The organism is Streptomyces sp. YIM 121038, assembly GCF_006088715.1.
GTDB lineage: Bacteria > Actinomycetota > Actinomycetes > Streptomycetales > Streptomycetaceae > Streptomyces.
This window is the reverse complement of record NZ_CP030772.1, coordinates 939,853-959,528: the sequence shown is the minus strand read 5'-3', so window position 1 is coordinate 959,528 and position 19,676 is coordinate 939,853. Positions and strand designations below refer to the sequence as shown.

The 19,676-nt window shown below is 68.9% G+C and carries 14 protein-coding genes; 3 read left to right on the top strand and 11 right to left on the bottom strand.

Going from position 1 to position 19,676, the window contains the following annotated elements; genetic code table 11:
* Nucleotides 1–83: 83 nt before the first annotated feature.
* Both C9F11_RS47135 and C9F11_RS47130 read right to left on the bottom strand, forming a co-directional pair.
* Complete coding sequence (locus tag C9F11_RS47135; protein WP_138957279.1) at nucleotides 84–929, bottom strand: AAC(3) family N-acetyltransferase; 846 nt, start codon at nucleotides 927–929, stop codon at nucleotides 84–86.
* A gap of 62 nt (nucleotides 930–991) precedes the next feature.
* Entirely contained in the window at nucleotides 992–3,244 is a 2,253-nt protein-coding gene (locus C9F11_RS47130) for a tetratricopeptide repeat protein (protein ID WP_138957280.1), read from the bottom strand.
* A 556-nt stretch (nucleotides 3,245–3,800) separates the two neighbouring features.
* Between C9F11_RS47130 and C9F11_RS47125 the strand changes: the two genes are divergently transcribed.
* Both C9F11_RS47125 and C9F11_RS47120 read left to right on the top strand, forming a co-directional pair.
* Nucleotides 3,801–4,043 (top strand): hypothetical protein, encoded by a 243-nt coding sequence (locus C9F11_RS47125; RefSeq protein ID WP_138957281.1) that lies wholly within the window; start codon nucleotides 3,801–3,803, stop codon nucleotides 4,041–4,043.
* A 126-nt stretch (nucleotides 4,044–4,169) separates the two neighbouring features.
* On the top strand, nucleotides 4,170–4,670 hold the full coding sequence (locus C9F11_RS47120; RefSeq protein WP_138957282.1) for a hypothetical protein: 501 nt from the start codon (nucleotides 4,170–4,172) through the stop codon (nucleotides 4,668–4,670).
* A gap of 555 nt (nucleotides 4,671–5,225) precedes the next feature.
* Here the strand turns inward: C9F11_RS47120 and C9F11_RS47115 are convergent.
* The 8 genes from C9F11_RS47115 to C9F11_RS47080 all read right to left on the bottom strand — a co-directional run bounded on the left by C9F11_RS47115 (nucleotide 5,226) and on the right by C9F11_RS47080 (nucleotide 16,061).
* The gene (locus C9F11_RS47115) at nucleotides 5,226–5,888 is read right to left on the bottom strand and encodes a response regulator transcription factor (RefSeq protein ID WP_138957283.1); all 663 of its coding nucleotides are present in this window, start codon (nucleotides 5,886–5,888) and stop codon (nucleotides 5,226–5,228) included.
* A complete protein-coding gene (locus tag C9F11_RS47110; RefSeq protein WP_138957284.1) occupies nucleotides 5,885–8,008 on the bottom strand; it encodes a GAF domain-containing sensor histidine kinase in 2,124 nt (707 codons plus the stop codon). The genes C9F11_RS47115 and C9F11_RS47110 overlap by 4 nt, the downstream gene beginning before the upstream one ends.
* Nucleotides 8,005–10,053, bottom strand: a complete 2,049-nt coding sequence (locus tag C9F11_RS47105; protein WP_138957285.1) for a histidine kinase — start codon at nucleotides 10,051–10,053, stop codon at nucleotides 8,005–8,007. Before C9F11_RS47105 ends, C9F11_RS47110 begins: the two co-directional genes overlap by 4 nt.
* A gap of 460 nt (nucleotides 10,054–10,513) precedes the next feature.
* Complete coding sequence (locus C9F11_RS47100) at nucleotides 10,514–11,203, bottom strand: ATP-binding protein (RefSeq protein ID WP_138957286.1); 690 nt, start codon at nucleotides 11,201–11,203, stop codon at nucleotides 10,514–10,516.
* Between the two features lie 109 nt (nucleotides 11,204–11,312).
* Complete coding sequence (locus C9F11_RS47095) at nucleotides 11,313–12,773, bottom strand: hypothetical protein (protein WP_212767777.1); 1,461 nt, start codon at nucleotides 12,771–12,773, stop codon at nucleotides 11,313–11,315.
* Entirely contained in the window at nucleotides 12,770–13,459 is a 690-nt protein-coding gene (locus C9F11_RS47090; RefSeq protein ID WP_249401519.1) for an ATP-binding protein, read from the bottom strand. Before C9F11_RS47090 ends, C9F11_RS47095 begins: the two co-directional genes overlap by 4 nt.
* 122 nt (nucleotides 13,460–13,581) lie before the next feature.
* On the bottom strand, nucleotides 13,582–14,406 hold the full coding sequence (locus C9F11_RS47085; RefSeq protein WP_138957288.1) for an ATP-binding protein: 825 nt from the start codon (nucleotides 14,404–14,406) through the stop codon (nucleotides 13,582–13,584).
* Nucleotides 14,403–16,061 (bottom strand): Mu transposase C-terminal domain-containing protein, encoded by a 1,659-nt coding sequence (locus tag C9F11_RS47080; protein WP_249401520.1) that lies wholly within the window; start codon nucleotides 16,059–16,061, stop codon nucleotides 14,403–14,405. The genes C9F11_RS47085 and C9F11_RS47080 overlap by 4 nt, the downstream gene beginning before the upstream one ends.
* Before the next feature lie 455 nt (nucleotides 16,062–16,516).
* Between C9F11_RS47080 and C9F11_RS47075 the strand changes: the two genes are divergently transcribed.
* Entirely contained in the window at nucleotides 16,517–17,002 is a 486-nt protein-coding gene (locus C9F11_RS47075) for a helicase associated domain-containing protein (RefSeq protein ID WP_249402401.1), read from the top strand.
* A gap of 781 nt (nucleotides 17,003–17,783) precedes the next feature.
* Here C9F11_RS47075 and C9F11_RS47070 read toward each other — a convergent pair.
* Nucleotides 17,784–19,403: an ISL3 family transposase gene (locus C9F11_RS47070; protein ID WP_138968705.1), complete on the bottom strand. Its 1,620-nt coding sequence runs from the start codon at nucleotides 19,401–19,403 to the stop codon at nucleotides 17,784–17,786.
* Between the last annotated feature and the right edge of the window lie 273 nt (nucleotides 19,404–19,676).

Sequence of the window (19,676 nt, the reverse complement as noted above, 5' to 3'; positions counted from 1 at the left end):
CGGATGTATTCCAGCTGGTCGCTGGCGAGCCACTGGGCTCCGTCCGGGCCGCCCGGCCCCTGCCGTTGGTGGAGTCGGTTGCGTCATCCCAGCGAAATCGGGCCGATCGGACCGCCGGCCACCGAGTCCCGGCAGGCGAGGCAACCGGCGTCGGCGCAGTGGGTGACGCCCTGATCGGAGATCATGGCGTCGACCGCGGCGGCAAGGGTCTCCTTCGCTGGGTAGACGCTCCACAGGCACCCGCCCACCCGGGCAGTGCGTGCCAGCGGCTGCAGCCAGGGTCCCAAGCGTGGGAATCCCTCTGAGCACGAGCCTGTCTCCACCATGATCACTCGGTCGTCTGCTGTGCGCGCCCAGCGGATGGGCAGCTGTCGGCCGGAATCCTGTTCGGCCAGGTGGAGCGCGGTCATCCGGTTCAGTCCGACACCCACCAGAAGGATGGAGCCGTTGGTGTCTGCAAGGGCACGCACGGGTCCATACACATTGGTCGGGGTCTGAGTGTCGACGAGTTCGGCGGCTTGTGGCCCGATGGCTGCGAAGGAATTGAGCGGGTGCTGGCCGCGCCTCGCCGCGCCTCGGGCGAGCAGTCGGGTCGGCAGTACGCCCATGCCTGGGTTGATGACGCCGCAGTCGACGGTGTAGTGGGCGGCTGCCTCGGGTCTGGCCGCCGCCTCGTCGGGCAGAGCCGCGTAGTCGATGCCGTTGCGGGCCGGGCGCATCGTAATTGGTGGAATGACGCCGAACTGCGGTTCGGTGAACGACGGGACCAACACGGTGCAGCCGCGGGAGAGCAAGGCGTCCAGTACAGCGTCCGCTCCGCCCTCGATGGGCTCGCCGAAGGACCGAAGCGATGCATGGATCATGACCGGCCGTTGCGCCAGTGCCAGTTCGTCGATGGTTGCGACGAGTTGTTCGGCAGTGATCACCATGATGCCGCGTTCCCTTCTGTCCGGTGCTCCGCGTGATCTGAGTGGTGAGTTGTGAAGTGTTCTCAGGCGACGTGGCGTGCGTCGGCGACTTGACCGTGCTCGAGCTGCTGGAGTGCCGAAAGGGTCGCCAGTGTGTCGGGGTGGGGCTCTCCGAGCACCCGGCGCCGGGCCCTCAGGACCTTCTCGTACTCCGCCGCCGCCTCGTTCCAACGACTTTGCAGGGTCAGGACCCAGGCCAGTTCGTGGTGGGCGGACAGGGTGTGGTGGTGCTCGTCGCTGAGTATCCGCAGGCGCGCGTCCAGCAGTTGCCGGTACATCACCTCCGCTTCGGTAGACCTACCGCGCCTGGCCATAATCCACGCCAACTCGTGGATTGTCGTCAGTGTGTGCGGATGTTCCTCGCCGAGTACCTGTCGCCGGGTCCGCAGGACGGGCTGCAGCTCGGCCTCGGCCTCCTCCAGCCGCCCCTGGTTCGCCAGCGCCCAGCCGAGTTCGTGACCGGTGTACAGAGTGGCGATGTGCTCCTCACCGAGTGTCCTTTGGAGAGCGGGCAGGACACTCCGGTAGCCGCTCTCCGCCTCTGCCCAGCGTTTTTGGGCGGCGGCGACCCAGGCCAGCTCGTGGCGGGTGACCAGCGTGTCGGGATGATCCTCGCCGAGTATCCGCCGACGTGCCAGGTACACCAGTCGGTACATGCCCTCCGCTTGGTCGTGGCCGCCCATGGTGGCCGTCTCCCACGCAAGCTGGTGCTGGAGTTGGAGGATCAGAGGGTGATCCTCACCGAGGCTGGACGCGTGGTCCAACGCAGCACGGCACAAGCTTTCGCCGACACTGATGGCTCCACTCTGGTCGAGGGCGCAAGCTGTGGTGCAGGCGGCTGAGATCAGCGCTGCGAGGGGCTCATGCACCAAGTGCAGGGCAACAGTGCCGAACAGGGCATGCAGATGCGCACCGATCAACTGGAAGCGTCGCCAGTCGGCGGGCGCGTACGGACTCAGACCGGACAGGGCCGAGGTGATGAGATCGACGGCGACTCGCCGAACGCGATCCGCGTCCGGCTCGCCCGGGCGCGCGACGCCCGACGCCAGGTGAATACGGTTGCTGTCAGCCACCACCGGGTGGATGACGATCGCAGTCTGCGGACCGGATATCCGCGCTTCGATCAGGCCCAGCCTGCTCAGGCCGCGCAGCGCCGTCTCTAGTTGGTCTGCGTCGCTCTCGTCCCCCTCACCGGCATGGCCAGCGGCTGGCGGCCGAAGCAGGCACGCGAGGTAGCGTACGTCGAGCAGGTCCAGCGGTATCGAGGTTGCGGCGGCCCAGCAGGAGAGCAGGCGGAGCAGGGGACGCGCGTGCGGCACTCCGCATCGCGCCAGATCGTCCAGGGAGATTTCCCACGTCCGCGTCACCATGGCGCGAGACTCCGCCTGAGGGTCGTCCAGTAGCGGCGCCCTCCCAGCGCTGTCGAGTGCGTGGTGGTAGGCGGTGAAGGTTCGCCACCGCGCAACGGCGGAGTCCAGATATGTTCCGGCGAGATACAGCGCCAGTGGCAGGCCGCCCAGCCGCTGGGCCAGCAGCCGCGCTCCGGCCTCGTCTCCCGCCTGGGGGGCCAGGTCGAGCAACACCCGGACGCTGGCGTCCTCATCCACCGGACCTATGGGACGCACCTTGGCGTGCCGCCCCCACGTTCGCGGGTCGCAGTCCCGGCTTGTCACCACGGTCAGTCCGCACGGGGACGGACGTATCCAGCCGGTTCCGTCACTCACCGCTGATCCGCCTCCCGCGACGGAACGCCTCCATCCGCCCCGCCATCTCGACATACCCCCGGCAAGCACCGCAGGATCGTCAGCGTTATCGAAGATCAACAGCCATCCGGGCGCTGTCTGCTCCAGCAGCGACCAGAACCGGTCAGGGGCGTCCGGCGCCCCTGATGCCACAGCATGCAGGTCGGCGGGGGTGGCATCCAGCTGCCGGGCGACCGTGACCAGCCCGGCCGTGAGACTCAACTCATCCGCGGCCGAAATCCACCACACCCGCCTGCCCCGACGGCGCACCCTCCTTCCGCGGAGAGCACGCTCGGCCAGCGCCACCGCCACCGTCGACTTGCCGACACCACCAAGCCCGACAAGCACAATGGTTGCCGCCGGGGGCCTGCGCAACCACTCCTGCAACTGTCCCAGCACCAGGTCGCGGCCGCGCGTCTCGACCGGCAACCGCCCAGTGGGCGGCACCACCGACGCCCCCAGCACCGACGGCGTCCGCGGCACCGGGTCCTGACGGTTGTCCACCGGCTGGACCCGTAACTGGATCCACGTCATACCTAACCCGGCACACGTCCCCAACGTGCCCGCCGCCGTCCACACCAGGCTCGCGTCCACCAGTCCCCCCGGAATAGAGCGCCTAGGGCTCCGTGACACAGACTTCCAGCCGTGCTCTGCGCATAAACCAGCGCAATGACGCAGCCGTGGAACACAGGGAGGCGCTCCACGGCAGTCCGCGGGACGAAGTACGCACCACACACAGGTCGAAGATGCGTGAAGGCCTTGATGCGGCTCCGCGAAGCCAGCCTCCGCGGCAACAGGCGCCTACGCGTACCTGTGGACTGGCACGAAACCCTCCCCCTCGGCTACACCCGCGTCCCTCTGTTCAAGAAGAAGGACAAGGAGCAGCAGAAGGTGGCGGAGGAACACGAGCAGGATCAGGTGCCCGAGCTCGCGGGAAGGCAGGAGCTGGCGCAGGAACAGAAGCCCGAGTCCGACCTGGACCGGGCCGCAGGACAGGGTCAGGAGCAGGTGGAAATGCAGGACCGGGAGCGGGCCGAGGGACAGGCAGGGGGGGCGGGGGCGAAAGTCGACGGAGAAGCAGGAGCGGGCTGTGGGGCTAGGGGTCGTGGTGGTCCGGCTGGAGCGGGTGCGGCGGCAGTGGCGCCGCACCCGCGACGCCCTGCGCACCCTGACCGCCGAGCTCGGCCCCGAGGAAGGGCTAGAGGTCTGGCATGGGCGGCCGCGGCGGGTGCCCGCGGACCTGTCCGCCCTGTTTGGCGAATACGGGTGCATGGGAAAGCCGCAGGCGTCGGCCCGGCAACTGCTGCTGGAGGCGGCTCGGTTGCACGCATAGCCATATGGGCACCGCCTGCCCGGCATCGAGGAGACCATCAGCGCCGACGGGCAGGACGTGCGGATAGGGAGACTGCTGAGCGAGTGCCGCCGACCCGCTTACGGTGCGCGGGAGCAGGAACGCGACGTGGTCCGCGCGCTGGAGGAGCTCGGCGTGTGGCGGGTACAGGACGGAGCACCCTGGAACGCCGCCTTCGAGCGCAAACTCGTCCTGCTGGAAGCCTTCTACAAAGAGGGCGGGCGCCGCGGCGAACTCCTCACCGGACAGCGGATCTTCCGCGGCGATGATCTCGGCAAGTGGCTGTGCGACCAGCACCGCAGGTGGCCCCGGCTGGCAGAGGAGCAGCGCGCGGCGCTCCTGGAGCTGCGGATCGGACCGGCCACAGGCGACCGGCGGGTCAAGACCGCGGGCGCGGCGCGTGTGCCGCGCTCGCGTACCGAGCGGCTGATGGAGATCGTCACCGCTGCCCGTCAGTATCTGGAGGACGTCGGGCCGCTGGTCGGCGAGGACGGCAGGACTTGCGTCCACGACACCTACCGGCCCCGCATCAACGGCATCGAGGTGCAGCTGCGGCGGCGGCTGAACGCGGTGCGCTCCCGCTTCCACACCTACCCCCCACAACAGTAAGCCCTCTTCCACGGCCTTGGCCTGCCCTGGACACAGACCGCAGACCACGGCACGCGGGAGCAGGCACAGCAGCGGGAAGACGGCAGGCAGTGACGGTGTCCACAGGGCGTGAGCCACGTTGTGTGGGGTGTGGCCGAAGAACCTGACGCCAGCGCCTCCACACCACACGCCAACGACAGGCCCGACTCACCGGTGAGCAGCTCCAGCAACTCGCCGACCTCGGACTCCACTGGGCAGCAGATGGACAACGGGCATATAGCTGAAGGGGAGCCTGTCATCCCGTACTTGATCAGATGCTTTGTCCGTGCCATGCCTGGTAGACGGCGATGGCAGTCGTGACGGCAGTCGCCACGACGGGTGTCCACAACCGTACGGTCCTGGCCCAGTTTCGGTTCCTGCGCCGCCCCTCGGACCATGTCTTGTGGTGTGCTGATTTCTTGCCGTGCATCTGTCTCTCCCGTTGGTCCCGTCCCCGATGTCTTGTTGGGACCAGCGTGTGTCTGCAGCATTCCCACAGTCACGGGAGTGTCCGACCGGGGGCACGGGAGGAGCGGGTCATGGCACTGCTCCGAGACCTGCGGTGCGCGCCATGGTGATGAGCTGCGCGCGGTCGGTGGCGCCGAGTTTGGCTTTGATGTCGGTCACAGCGTTCTCGACCCGCTTGGTGCTGATGCCTAGGCGGGCCGCGGCGCTGGCGGTGGTCTGCTTCGGGGTAGCGATGATGTTGAGGATCTCCCTTTCCCTGGAGGTCAGTTGGGGGAAGGCGGCTTCGCGTCGGGCTGTGCGCAGGTCATCGAACCAGGGGCGCATGCGGGCCGTGTCGGAGAGGTTGAAGATCCACGCGCCGGCGGCGACGTCGCGCACCGCGCGGATGATCTGTGTGACGTCTCCGGCCTTCATGAGGAAGCCCGAGGCGCCGGCTCGCATCGCGGCCATGACGTTGGGGTCTGCCTCGTACTCGGAGTGGACGAGAACCTTGGTTCCGGGGCGGGCTTTTTGGATTTCCTGGGTCGCCCACAGTCCGCTGCCGTTGGGCATTCGTACGTCCATGACGACGACGTCGGGACGGAGCTTGATGGTCTGCTCCACGGCTTCGTGGCCGTCGCTGGCTTCGGCGACGACGGTGATGCCGGGATCGGATTCCAGCAGTACGCGCAGTCCGTACCGGGTGAAGGCGTGGTCGTCGGCGATGACGACACGAATGTCCTGGTCCGTCATGTGATCCCGCCCTTCACTGTCTGTTTGCTGTGTTGTGTTTCTGCGCCGGGCAGGGAAGGCGGCAGGCGCGTGACGACTTCGGTGCCTTGGCCGGCACGCGGATGGATCTGGCAGGTTCCGCCGATCTCGGCGGCACGTTCGCGCATGGACCCCATCCCCACCCCGGGCCGGAAGCGGTCGGGAAGTCCCCTGCCGTCGTCCGCGACGGTCAGCACGAGAGCACCGCCCAGTTCGACGGTCACCCAGCAGTTATCGGCGTGGGCGTGCCGGAGGACGTTGGCGACCGCCTCGGCCACGATCCAGTAGGCCGCTTCCTCGGTTGCCGCGGGCAGCCGCGGGATCTCGTCGGGCAGTGCGGGGTGCACGGTCAGCGGCACGCGCTCGAGATAGATCAGAACGGCTTCACGCAGCCCCAGCTGATCGACCGGTGAGCGCAAGCCCGTGGAGATCCGGCGCAGGTCTTCGGTTCCTTGGCGCATATGGACCAGGGCGGTGGTCAGCAGTCCGTGCGTGGCGTCGAGGTCGGTGTGCAGCTTGGTGAGGGCCGCTTGGAGGGTCCAGGTGGCTCCGGTGAGCACGGGGCCAACCCTGTCGTGGAGGTCTCTGGCCAGTCGGCGGCGTTCTTCGGCCGCCGCGGCGACCGCGTGCTCTTGCGCGCTCAGCAGGGCCAGCGACAGCCGCACGGCTGATGCGGCCTGCGCGACGTGCCGGGCCACGTCCCGCAGCAGGCGAAGATCCGCCGCCGAGAAGCGCTCGTCCAAGGGGCGGAGCCCGACCATCAGGAGGCCGATCTCTTCGCTCTGATGTACCAGGGGTAGTTTCAGCGGTTCCCGGACCTCGGTGCCGTGGGTGGCTACGCGCATCCGGTCGATGCCCGTCGCCGAAGTGCTGTCCAGTTCGATGGCCACGTAGGGCAGACGCAGAGCTTCGGCCACGGTCGCAGCAGCTTCGGGCAGGATCTTCTTCGGATCGCTCGTTGCTTCCATACGGCGGCCGAGCAGGGCCAGTGCCGTATAAGGGTCATCCCTCAGGCCATAGACGAGCCGGCTCACCGAGCGCTGGAGCAGCGTGCGCAGGGGCTGCAGCACCACGGCCACCACGCCCGTCGCGAGCAACGGAGCCACCCCGGAGGCCGAACGTTGCAGCAGCAGCCCGAATGCGCTGACGATGCCGATGTAGAGGCCGACGACACCGGCGGTCAGTCCGGCGTAGATGAGCGTGCTGCTGAGCATCCGGTCGATGTCGAACAGGTTGTGGCGCAAGATCGCGATAGTGATGGCCGTGCCGAGGAGTACCGGCGCCAGATCAACAGCAATCGTTCCGGCAGGGTTGTCTCCCACCAGGATCTGTATCGCCACCAGGAGGATGGTCATCATGGTGGCCCAGGCCACCCAGTTCAGCTGCCGGCGCAGAAGCCCGGTGGAGTTCCGATACCGAAACAGCAACGAGGAAACCGACACCAGAAAGGGGACAAGGATCGCAAATACCGACACGAGGCCCACGTGGGTCACGCTGAACAGCAGTGCTGCGATGCCCACCGGGTTGGAGACCGAGGGAAAGTACCCGAACCCCAGCGGCCCCGGAGCGAAAGCCCCGATGGACACGCTGATGAGCCCGCAGACACTCACGTACCGGGCGGCGAACCGCCAGCGCACAGACGACAGATGGCCGTTGGGGAAGAGCAGGAAGAGGAACATCAGCGGGAAGATGAAGAGCACGAAGCCCCAGCTGCTGATCCAGGCAGCCAGCACGCCGCCCGACAGCTCCCGCGGCACCGCATAGAGCCCATAGGAATGGCTCAGGAGGTCGAGGGACGCACCGAATCCGGCGGCCAGCAGCAGCCACCCCGCGGGATTGCATGGTCGGCGGGTCGCCGCCAGCAGCCCAAGCGTTGCGAAAATCAGACCGGTCGGGGATTCCGCGGCGATCAGCCACCACGGGTGATATTCCGGGCGTGGCGTTGCACGCGACAGGACTGCGAAGACGCCATTCGCAGTTGCGGTGGCCATCGCAGCGATACACAGGCCCCAGGCTGTTCGCTTCGTCGCCAAACGTGACAGCCAGCCCAGTATGCGGGGAGTCGCCGTGTGCGCCGTGTGAGCTCCCGTGAGCTCGTTCATGGCTCACCTCCAGCACGGTCACTGTCGCGGTGGCGTGGTCCCGGCTGCAAGGGACTCGCCTCCCGGGTTGCCGGGAGCTGTGCGCCGGGCAGGCTGCGGGGAAGACGTGCGATGTACGCGCGGCCGCCGCCGGAGCGGGCACGGAACTCGCACATGCCCCCGATCGCGATGGCACATTCCCGTATCGAGGCCAGCCCTTCGCTCGGCCGAGCGGCTCCGGGCGGTCCCTGGCCGTCGTCGGCAACGGTCAATGTGAGGTGCCCGTCGCTCAGTTCCAGGCTCACCCAGCAGCATGCGGCGCGAGCGTGCCGGAGCACATCGGTTACCGCCTCGGTCAGGATTCGGTACACCGCCTCCTCGACCGCCGCAGGCATCGGGGGGAGCAGGTCGGGCATGTCGGTGTGCACGGTCACGGGGACGCGGTCGAGGTAAGCCAGAACGGCCTCACGCAGCCCCAGCTGATCGACGGGTGAGCGCAGCCCCAGCGCGATCCAGCGCAGGTCGTCGGAGCCCTGCCGGATATGGACCAGTGCCCCGGTCACGAGGTCAGCGGCCCTGCTGGGGTCGGTGTGCACTGCCGCGCAGGCCGTCTCTACGGCCGAGGCGGCATGGCTGAGCACCGGTCCGACACTGTCGTGGAGGTCCCGGGCCAGGTGCCTGCGCTCCTCGGCCCGTGCAGTCACCGCCCGCTCCTGCTCCTGCAGCAGGGCCAGCGACAGCCGTACCCCCGCTGCCGCCTGCGCGAGGTGGCGGGCCACGTCCGCGAGCAGACGCAGGTCCGCGCCCGAGAAGCCGTCCTCGGCCGCTCTCGCCGCGACCGCTAGCGTGCCGATCTCCTCGCCTTGATGGACCAGCGCGAGCCGCAGCGCCACGGGGCGCTCGGCTCCGTGTACCGCGAGGCGGCCTCCTGCGGCGCCGTATGCCGCCGCACGCTTCACTTCGACGGCTACGTAGGGCAGGCGCAGGGCCTTGGCGATGGTCGCGACGGCCTCGGGCAGCAGCTGGCGGGGGGCGAGCACCGTCTCCAGGCGGCGGTCGAGGCCGGCCAGTACCGCGTACGGATCCTCCCTCAGCCCGTAGACCAGACGATTGACCACGCGCTGCAGCAGCGCACGCAAGGGCTGGAGGACGACCGCCACGACACCGGTCGCCAGCAGGGGAGCCTTCGCGGTGATGAAACGCTGCGACATCAGTGCGAACAGGCTCACGGCGCCGATGTAGAGTCCGGCCACACCCGCGGTCATCCCCAGGTACAGCAACGACCGGCTCAACAGGCGGTCGATATCGAAGAGGTTGTGGCGGACGATCGCGATCGCGATGGACACGCTGAACGTCACGAGGATCAGATCGATAGCGACGCTGATCCAGGGGTCCTGGAGCAGCACCGCCCCCGCCAGCATGACCAGGCTCGCCAGCGCCGCGAACGCCACCCATTTGAACTGCTGCCGGGACTTTGCATTCGTGCGGCGGTAGCGGGCCAGGAGTGAGAGGGCGCAGAGCACGAAGGGGCCGGCCACCTGCACCGACGACAGCAAGGCTTCGTATGGGACGTAGAACGCCTCCAGCGGCAAGAGGCCGAGCGGGTTGCGTACGTTCGGGAAGTAGTCACGGTCAATCGTTCCCAGCAAAAGGGCAACGGACAGTGGGACCCATACTCCGCACACACCCGTGTACCAGGTGACGATCCGCCATCGGCCGGACGGCAGCGCGCCATCAGGGAAGCACAGCAGCAGGAAATAGAGCGGAAAGAAGTGCAGAGCAAAGGCCCAGTTGGACACCCACGCCGCCAGGATGCCTGCGGGAAGGTCCCGCCCAATTGCATACACAGCGTAGGCGTGCCCCAGCGCGTCGAGCGCGCCCCCGAACCCGGACACCAGCAGCAACCACCCGATCCGGTTCCCAGGGCGACGCCGGGCCACCACGAAGCCCGGGTAGGCGTAGGCGACGAGCGGCACGGGCTCCGCCACGGCGAGTAACCACGGGTCCCAGTCGGGCCGGGGGTCCCCTCGGGTCGGCACGACGCACACCAGGGTGAGGATCCCCATGCCCGCCGTAAGAATCCATAACACCCACGCGGCCCGCAGCCTGACCAGCCGGCCCCGCGCACCCCCCGTGCCCGGGGCCGGCTCCTGTACCAGTCCTGCCGATTCGTTCACGGCCCACCCCGCCACGTCACCCGCACAAGAGACCCAGCCCCTACAAGGCAGGTGCTCTAGTCACGTGACGAACCTCCCAGAACCACGCTCTTCAAGACAACGCAGAGAGACGCAAGTACGAAAAAAGCCATCCCGCCGCGCATTCTCGGGCCCCGAAGACCGCGAGCCGAGGAGCACCCTCCAGCGACCGCAGGTGTGTTCCTCAGCCGCTCAAGGCGCCGGTCTCCCCTGCTCACATGACGGAGGGACCGCACACACCCGGCGGACGGGATGCCCACCCATCAGGGCCCCGCCAAGGCACAGCAGACCGAGGTGGCAGCTGGAGGCTGGCCGGAAGGCAAACAGCAGGTCATACCCGGGGATGCGTCGGCGGGCGGGCAGCGCACCCCTGCGTCGCCGCAGGAGGGGACGCGTTCCTCCCGGGACAGGCCCATCGCACCGTCAGTCCGCTTCGTATACGGCCCTGCGGACCGTACGCGTCGGCCTTGCCAATGAGGTTTAGGGGCACCTTCGCCCACTCATGGTGGAAGGCGGGCGCTGCGGTGCGGACCTCGTCGGCTCCCAGGCGGTCGATCCTGTTCCAGGTAGAGATCCGCGCGGCCTGTTCCCTGCGCAGCTTCTTATAGCCGCGCTGGTCACCGATGAACACGACAGCAGGACGGCTGTGGCTGTCTCCCGCGTCCCACAGAGAGCGAATCAGACGCAGGCAGTCGGCGTTCAGGTTCTGTACATCGTCAAGCACCAGGGCATAGCGGCGGCGGGCGAGTGCCTCGTGCAGCAACGCGTCCACCGCTGCGGGCCGGTGGGGCACAGGCCCGTCCAGCACCAGGGCGTGGAAGAGTTTCTCGCGCAGGGTGCGCGCGGTGGAACTGAAGCGGAGCCATGGCCAGATCATTTGCTCGCATCCGATGGTGCGCAGCGCGATGGAGGCGCCGAGTGTCTTGCCGACACCTGCGTCGCCATGAAGGCACGTCATGCGACCGCCCTCAACGGCGTCCTTGATCGCGGTCTTGGCTGCGTTCAGTGCCCAGGTCGGCACCAGTCGGGCCAGTCGCCGGGAGTGCCGAACTCTTCTGTCTGGCCAAGGGCAGAACTCATGTCGGGATCCTCTGCGGTCAAAGCGGCTGTCGGCGGCAGTGCCGGAAGCCTCAGAGCGGACGTCGAGTGGTGGGTGGGCGCAGACGCGCCCGGGCCGAAAAGGCCGGGGCGGCGGGGGCGGCCGGGACAGGGACGTTCACGTGCTGGCAGCGGGCGGCGGTGTGCCAGTCCTCGGCGGGGTGCGGGTGTGTGACGGCCGGGATGTCGAGGCCGGCGTCGCGGATGAGGTGGTCGAAGCGGATGGAGGTGCCGAAGCAGCCGGCAAACAGCCCGAAATGGTCGGCGGTGCGCGGGGTGCGGTGGCGGAAGGCGAGGGCGGCGGCAAGCAGGGGGCGGGCGCGGGCCGGAATGGCGTACATGTGCCGGGGGCCGGGCGGCATGCCGATGTAGATCCTCGAGTCGCGGTCGATGGCCAAGAGGGTGGCCTGCTCGTCGACACTGGTGATCTGGGTCATGGACAGCAGGGACGGGTCGGTGCCGGTGAACAGCAGGGCGGCTGCCGCGGCGGCGCGCAGCGGATTGGGCAGGTTCGTGGTGAGAGTGTGAGCCACGTGCGGGGTGATCGGCACGGTGGTGACGCCGGGGCCGCAGCGCGCGGCGAGGTCGTCAGGGACGTCGAGGTGGAGCTGCCGGCCAAGGAAGTGGGCCTGGGCACCGCGTACGCGGGCGAGGGTGTGCCCAGGGCTGGGGCTTGAGACAGTGAGGCGGGACAGGAACAGGCGCAGGCTCTCCATGTCCTTCCAGTCGGTGGGTTCGTGCGGGCCGGTGCCCTCGTCCGGGGATATGACGGTGGCCGTCGCCGCGGGCGTGAAGCTGGGGTGACGGGCCAGCCAGGTGCGGGCGGCGGCGTGGCCGGCCCGGTACTGGCTGTCGGTGCGGGCGAAGTCGTCCTTGTTCAGGTGGCGTCTGCACTCCTGGAGGAAGGAGGCGGCGTCGCCATCGGGCAAGTCGGGCAGCGGAGGGATGTGATCGGGCGGGGGCGGGCCGTGGCGTCGGCTTGTGTCGGGCGGGCCGATGGCGTCCAGGATGGCGGGGGTGCCGGAGACGGTGTGTGGATCGGCGAGGCCGGTGGCGGCAAGGCGTGCCCGCAGGCGGTACTCGGTGGCCTCGGTGGAGGTGTGGGCGATGAGGACGAGGCGGATGCCGGTCTCGGCGCGCCAGGTGGCCAGGCGCGCCAGGCGTTCGGGGGTGAGGCGGTGGGCGCGCAGCACGATGGCCTGCTTGAGCCCGGTGGTCAGGGTCCAGCAGGTCACGGCGCGCCAGGCCGCGTCTGTGGACATCCGCTCGGCGTCGGGGCGGGTAAAACTGTCGCGGCCCATGGCGCGCAGCAGGTCCAGGGCGAGGTAGGCGAGGCTGTTGGTGTGCGGGGTGGGATCGGCGGTGATGCAGCCGCCCTGGGGGTGGGCTCGCTGGTGGGCGGCGTGGTGGATGGTTCGGTCGTCGCTCGCGTCCAGCAGGAGCGTGACGGGCGGCGGGGCCGACGGTGCGGTGAGGTGGGCGGGGGCGGTCATGGGCGGTGGGAGGTGTCGATACGGCGGATGATCTGCCGCAACAGACCCGGGTGGGGGCTGGTTGCACCGGTGGCGGTCAGGGTGCGTTGGATGTGGTGGGTGAGCAGGGCCCAGCGGCGCAGGCTTCCGTGGGCGAAGTCGCCGTCCAGCGACCAGAGATGATCGTGTGCAACGGTCTGCCACAGCGGGTGCAGGACGGGAACGGTACGGGGAATCTCATCACGGGCCAGCGGTGGGAGGGTGAGCCACTGCGCGGTGCGGGTGTGGAGCATCTGCTGGGCGCGCAGGGCCCGTTCACCTCGCTGTCCGGCGATCAGGACGGTGCACAGTCCGCCGGGAAGGTCGTCGTGCAGGAACCGGAGGTACTCGAAGCATGCCTCGGGCATCCGGTCGGCTTCGTCGACGACCACGATGCGCGGCCTGGCTCTCAGCGCACGGCGGATCAGGGCGTCGGCAGCCGCCGGTTCGGCCGGCGCAGCGTTCTGCAGTTCGAGAGCGTGGTGCAGGTGGGCGCGCAGGTCGGCCGGCCGGGGCCTGGCTCCCAGACGCAGCGAGACGCGCGCCTGAGGGAAGCGGGTACGGGCAGCGTGGTGGACGGCGAAGGTCTTACCGACTCCAGCGTCGCCCAGTACGCACAGGAAACGCTGCTGCTGGCAGGCCTCGGCGAGCGCGTGATCGACTGCCACGAGACCGGGAGTGAGGACGGTGCGCGCCCCAGGAAGGCTGAGGAAGTGCAGTTCCGGGGGCGCTGGTTGACCGGCGAGGGGGAAGGGCCGTGGTGCCGCCAAAGGCCGCGCCGCCGTCTTGGTCAGCATCGGGCCAGGGCCCAGTCGACGACCTCATCGTTGACCTGCTCGACGCCGAAGTACTCCATGCCCTTGATGACGTGCTTGGTCACCTTGACCCACTCGCGGAAGGAGCCCAGCGCGTACTGGGTGTCGACCCGCTTGAGCAGCGCCTCGTCCACACCGCGCCACACGGGGTGGGAGTCGGGGACGGTTTTGAGGATCTCGTCCTCGGTCATCGCGAGGATCTCCAGGCGAATGTAGATCCGGGAGGCGAGCGCCGGGTCGCTCTGCAGGGTCTCGTAGGCCTCGCGGCCGCCGACGAAGACGATGGCGGGCTGGGGGTCGCAGTTGTCCCACAATTTGCGCAGGAACTCGAAATTCTCCCGCCGGTACTGCTGGGCCTCATCGCACACGATCACATACGGACGCCGCGGCAGGGCTTCGCGCAGCAGCTTGTCGAACGCGGTCGCAGTGCCGGGCATCTTGCAGTTGAGCCGCATCTGGTGGAACAGCTCCTCGCGCAGGTCCTTCGGCCCGGGGCGGGAACGGGCGAAGTCGAGGGGGAGGATCAGGTCCGGGTTCATCTCCTGGATCGTGGCGCGGGTGGAGAAACTCTTGCCAAGCCCCGGGTCGCCGTAGATCACGGACATGGCCTTCGACTCGACGGTGTCGATGACGGTGTCCTTGATCTGCAGCAGGGTGTCCGTGGCGACCAGCGTGGAGTCCTTGAGGCCGAGGAAGTGCTGCGGGCGCAGGTCGGGGCGGCGCCTCGATGCCTCGCCCGGTGATGCGGTGACCGGCTGGCGGCGCTGGCCAATGTGCTTGTGCTTGGGGGCCGTTGTCACGATGCGTCGTCCTTAGATGTGGTGTCGGTGAGGCCGGGGCGTTTCCACGCGGCCGGGATCGGGGTCAGGGGCCGGTAGGGCTGTGCCCGACGGCGAGGCAGCGGGGGCGGGACGGTGCCCTTGAGTTCGGCGCGGGCCTCCCGCTCGGTCATACGCAGGGCTCGGACAGGCACCTCGGGCCGGGTGGACGGCAGGTGGCGTTCCCGCTTGCGCTCGCCGGAGCGTTTCAAGGCCCGCCGCAGCTCCGCGCTGTGCTCATCGCGGTCGTGCAGCACCTTGGCGCGCAGTTCCTCGCTGGCCTCGTTGCTGAGGAAGGCCCGGCCCAGGTAGCGGTTGCCGCGGAAGGTGTACAGATCGATCTCGTGATGGTGGTGCGGCATCCACCGCACCCGGACCTCGAGCCCGATCCGGCCCACCCCGTTCTCGGGCATGTAGGCACGCTTGTTGAACTCCACCCCGTGACTGGTGATCTTGCGGGGCCGGTGGTCGCTCTCCAGCATCAGGGCGCGCAGCTCGGCCGCGCTCGGCTCGGGCCGGACCTCAGCGGGATCGGCCAGCCAGGCCGCAAGCGGCGTCATACCGGTGCGCTCGATGACGTGCTCGGTGTTGTGCTTCTCGACCCACTCGCCCAGCAGGCCCACGAACGCCTCGAAGGTCAGCGGCGGGTCCGTCTCGCCGAGGCGGCGGCGGTGATCAAGCCGGGGCGCCTTCGTGTAACGGGGCAGGTCGGCGAAGAAGCGGGTCATGCTGGTGTGGTTCAGACGCTCGATACCGCCCTTGTGGCGGGCGCTGCGCACCCGGTGCACCGGCACGCCCAGCAGGCCGAAGGCGCGCAGGACGGTTTTGGACAGGAAGTCGGCGCCACCGTCGACGCGCACCAGGTGCGGCAGCCCGCCGGGCGGGCCGTAGGGGGCCTCGCGCAGCACGGCCATACGTACCGCGGCCAGGACCGAACCGCGGTGCGCGGAGCCAGCGGTGACCGCCCAGCCCATCACATAGCTGGTGCCGCGGTCCTCGAACCACGTCACCCACACCCTCGACGGCTTGCCATCGGGCATCATCACGACGGTCTCGGCCTGCTTGTGATCCCCCTCCCACACCTCATTACGGGCCACCGCCGGCCGCTGGAACGCCGGATCAAACCCCCGAGCCGCGGGAATCCCCTCCCGCAGGCCCGCCATGAACCCCGGATCAAGATCCCGGGCAATCGCATCGTGCAGCGTCGTCAGTCCCGGCGGCTTCTCCCCTGCCGCCACCGCCACCTCGACCAGGCGCTCATGAGCGCGCTTCACGTTGCCCTGATAATCAGCGAGGACATCGATGATCTCCTCGGTGATCCGGAACCGGCGACGTTCCGGCTTCTCCACACTGCCGGTCTCCTCCGCGCGGACCAGCCAGCTCCACACCGTCCTCTTGTGCACACCCACCGCGTCAGCGACCAGCCGTACATGTCCGGTCGTCAACTCCCCCGCGGCCCGCAGCCGCAGCAACTGAGCCACCGCCGCAGGCCTGAGCTCATCCCGATGCCGCCCCAAACCGATGTCCATGGCCTCGGACGCGTCGCCAGTCTCTGTCATCGGTACCCGTGACAGGGGTGAACGGATAACGCAACAAGGGGCACGATGCCAGCCTCCAGCAGTCAACAGCCGCCCCACACAAGGGCAGTTCAAGCAACGCCCGTGGCGAGCGCGACGGAAGCGACGCTAGAGCCCCCCACGCGGAGAGGCAGGCCGAGACCTCCCCAAGACGAGTGACACCCCATCGATCCGCCCCCGGCTCGGGCACACACGCGCTATAGAGCTCGCCACGAAGGAGATCCGACGAACACGCCACCCGCCGGTCCGGGGTCATCACCACCAAATCCGGATCACCGCCACCAAGATCAACCAGCTGACACGGCCAACGACCAGCACAAAAACGATCCCGCATCAATGGCGAGGAAACCCGAACACCCCAACCCCTCTTCCCCGAACCTCACAACCCGATCGGGGTGTGGGCGAAGAACCAGCGGGCGGCGGCTAAGAAGGCCCGCAGGAACGCTGAGCGGCGGGCGGCCGGGGAATCGGGTGTGTCGTCGGCTGGTGAGCTGTCAGCGGGCCGTATGGAGGCCATGGATGCCATCGATCCGGGGTGGTGCCCGGTGTGGGACACCGGATGGCAGCGCTGCTTCACGCTGGTGCGCGTGCACGTCACCGGCGGCGGCGAGCTGCCCGCCACGGCGGGCGCCGTCATCGTCCAGGGCGAGGACCTGGGCGCGTGGGCCGCGGCGCAGCGGGTGGAGTTCGGGCGGCTGCTGCCCGCGCAGCAGTGGCTGCTGACCACGGTGGGCATCGAGGCCGCGCCCGCCGAGCAGCGGCGGCAGGCGGTGGCCGCGCGGCCGCGCCGCTCGCAGGCCGACCGGCGTGCCCTCGGCCTGGCGGCCGCCCGCGCCTTCCACGCCCGCGAGGGGCACCTGACCGTGCCCCGCAAGCACATTGAGACCGTCGACGGCCAGGAGGTGAAGTTGGGCGGGTGGCTCGACAACACCCGGCGCCGCGCGGACAAGCTGACCGACGAGGAGCGCGCCGAACTGTCCGCGCTCGGCATGCGCTGGTGAGGGCGTGCGGCGTGCCTTGCGTGTCGCTGCCCCGTTCACCGGTCGCTGCACGGTGCTGCGGCTCCTGGACGATGTCGAGGACCAGGAGCCGCCCGGGCTACGTCTCTCGCCCCCACACCGGGCACCCTTGCCTGTGGACCGTGGTCACCAGCACCGTGCCGCCCAGCCAGCCACGGACCTGCTCCACCGCACAGCAGTCGTACGCGCGCTGCGGTACCCGGGCCTTGGGCACTTCCACCGGCTCCCGCATCTGCGGGCCGACAGCAGCCGGCTCCACCTGGAACCGCCGCCGCCTTCTGACTCTCGCCACCGAACAGCCACTCTCCCCGCTTCAACGAATCCCGCACACCCTTGCATGCCCAGCCCCCGCCTGGCCCCGAAACCCGCCGGGCCCTCCCAAATTCCGGCGAGGGCCCGGCGGGGATGGTCCGCCGACAGCTGCTGCGCGTGATACTGGACGCCGACGGCCACGGCTCGTGGCCAGGCTCGGGCGTGCCCCGTCAGATGCAAGGCGATCAGCTGGTCGGTATCTCGTGGGGAGTGTGCGTGGGCTGCCAAGGAGGAACGAGGCGGGCCCCGCAGCGACAAGGGGGGGTCGGTCCTGTCAGGCCCAGCGAGGCCCTGCGCGGTCCGTGCGGGACACGGCATTTCGCGCCCGGCTAGGAAAGGATGAGTTGCACGCAGCCTGACGGGCTGGGAGCGCCCTTCTCAGTGCTGGCCTCGCCCTTGGAGTGGCTACGGCGTCTTCCAGCGGGTCCTGGCGCGAATTCCGTGAAGGCGATCACGTGGCTCGGGTGTATGTCACGGTACGTGAGCGTCGGGAGGCGGCGACGAGCAGGACGCGCTTTCTCAACAGAGGGAGTCCAGCCCGGTTGAACATCTGCCGCTTCAGCATCTTGAGGTCGCTGATGCGTCCTTCGACAACACCGGAGCTCCAGCTGATGGTGAAGCCGGCGGTGACTGCGTCCAGGTCGGTGGCCAGTCCCTTGGCGAAGCCGGTGAGGCCGGGCAGCTCGTCGGCGGTGACCTCCTCGATCCAGGCGGGCAGTTCGGCGGCCTGGCGGTTCTGGAGCATCTGTCCGAGGGCGCGGATGTGTTCGTGGGCGGTGGCCAGTTCTGGGCATGCGGCGAGTGTGATCTTGAGCTGGCGGGTCTCCTCCTCGCGCAGCGTGTCCGGGTGGCGGGTGAGCCAGCCGGTCACCTGGCGCACGGTCGGCGGTCGCGGCGGTGGTGCGGGAGGTGCCGCGCGGGGCGGGAGAATGCGGCTGATCCAGTCCCGCAAGGTGGAGTAACTGACGTCGAATCCCTGCTCGTGGAGCTCGTGTTGGAGGTCTTCGATCATCACGTTGCCGTTCTCCCACCGCTGCCTCAGGTAGTCGGCATGCGGGTCGAGGGCGCTGGTGCGGCGGGGGCGGAGAGTGACCTGGTCCTGCCAGCGGGCGGCGCGGGCATACCGCTGCACCGTGTGCCGTCCCCAGCCGAGCCAGTGTGCGATCGCGCGGATCCCCATCCCGGCATCGAGCAGGTCGTGGACTTGGCGCCATCGGGTGCGGGCGAGCTCGACAGTGCGCTGGTGCGAGGCAGGGAACGCCTCCTCGCTGTCGTTGATGTCGGCCTGCTGTGGCCCCACCTCCGGGGACCATGGAGGCAGGCAACGGCGATGGACGGTCACGCACCGCTCGGTGGCCTTGCCGAGGTTGTTCCAGATATGCCACTTGTCCGCAACCTGGATCGCGCTCGGAGCGGCGGTGCGGGCCGCGTCGCTGTAGGACCCCAACCGGTCCCAGCAGATGATCTCGATGCCGGGGTGCGCGGACAGCCAGCGGGCCAGTGGCCCGGCTTCGCGGCCTTGGAGCATGTCGATCGGTGCGTGTGTCTCCGCGTCGACCAGCAACGTTCCGTAGACATGTCCCTTGCGGGTCGCGAAGTCGTCGACGCCCAGGACCCGCGGCGTCCCCACGGGCGGGTCGGGTAGCGCCATCACCAGCCGCAGCAGCACTGATCGGTCCACCGGGGCGCCCAGCATATCGGTTAGCCGACCGCCGGCCCGTCCCGCGAGCGCCACCCCGATCGCCTCCAGCAGGGCGCGTAGCAGCGGCGTACGGCGGCCGTAGAAGAAGGTCAGCCCCTCTATCTGCTCGGCGAACGTCACTCTGGTGCAGCTTGAGTTGTCGCAGAACAACCGCCGGACCGACAGCTCAATCACACTCCGGCAACCGCCGACTGGGGCGTCGGCGAGCCGACGCCCGTACCGGCTGTGCACCCGTCGCGACGGCGTCCCGCACACCGGACAGGCGTACTCCCGCCCGTCCCTCGAATGCGCCACGACAGATAACACGCCTTCTGCCCGCACCAGTTGCTCCACCTGCACCGCTTCCAGGTGCGGGAGCAGCCGCGCCATCAGGTCCTCACACGTCAGCCAGGATCCCGGCAATGTGACCGCGTGTCACCGGCGTACGGAAGCGTGATCGCCTTCACGGAATTCGCGCCAGGACCCGGCTACCGACGTCGCAGCCACCCTTGGAGTCGACCACCACGTCGCGGATCCCGCACCCATCTCCGGACACTCCCGACGGGTACGGTCGTGCCGGGTTCGTTCTCCTCCGGCCGCAGATACCCCCTATCGGACTGACGGACCGTCACCCTCGGCCACCACCCCGCAAGAAGTGGATCA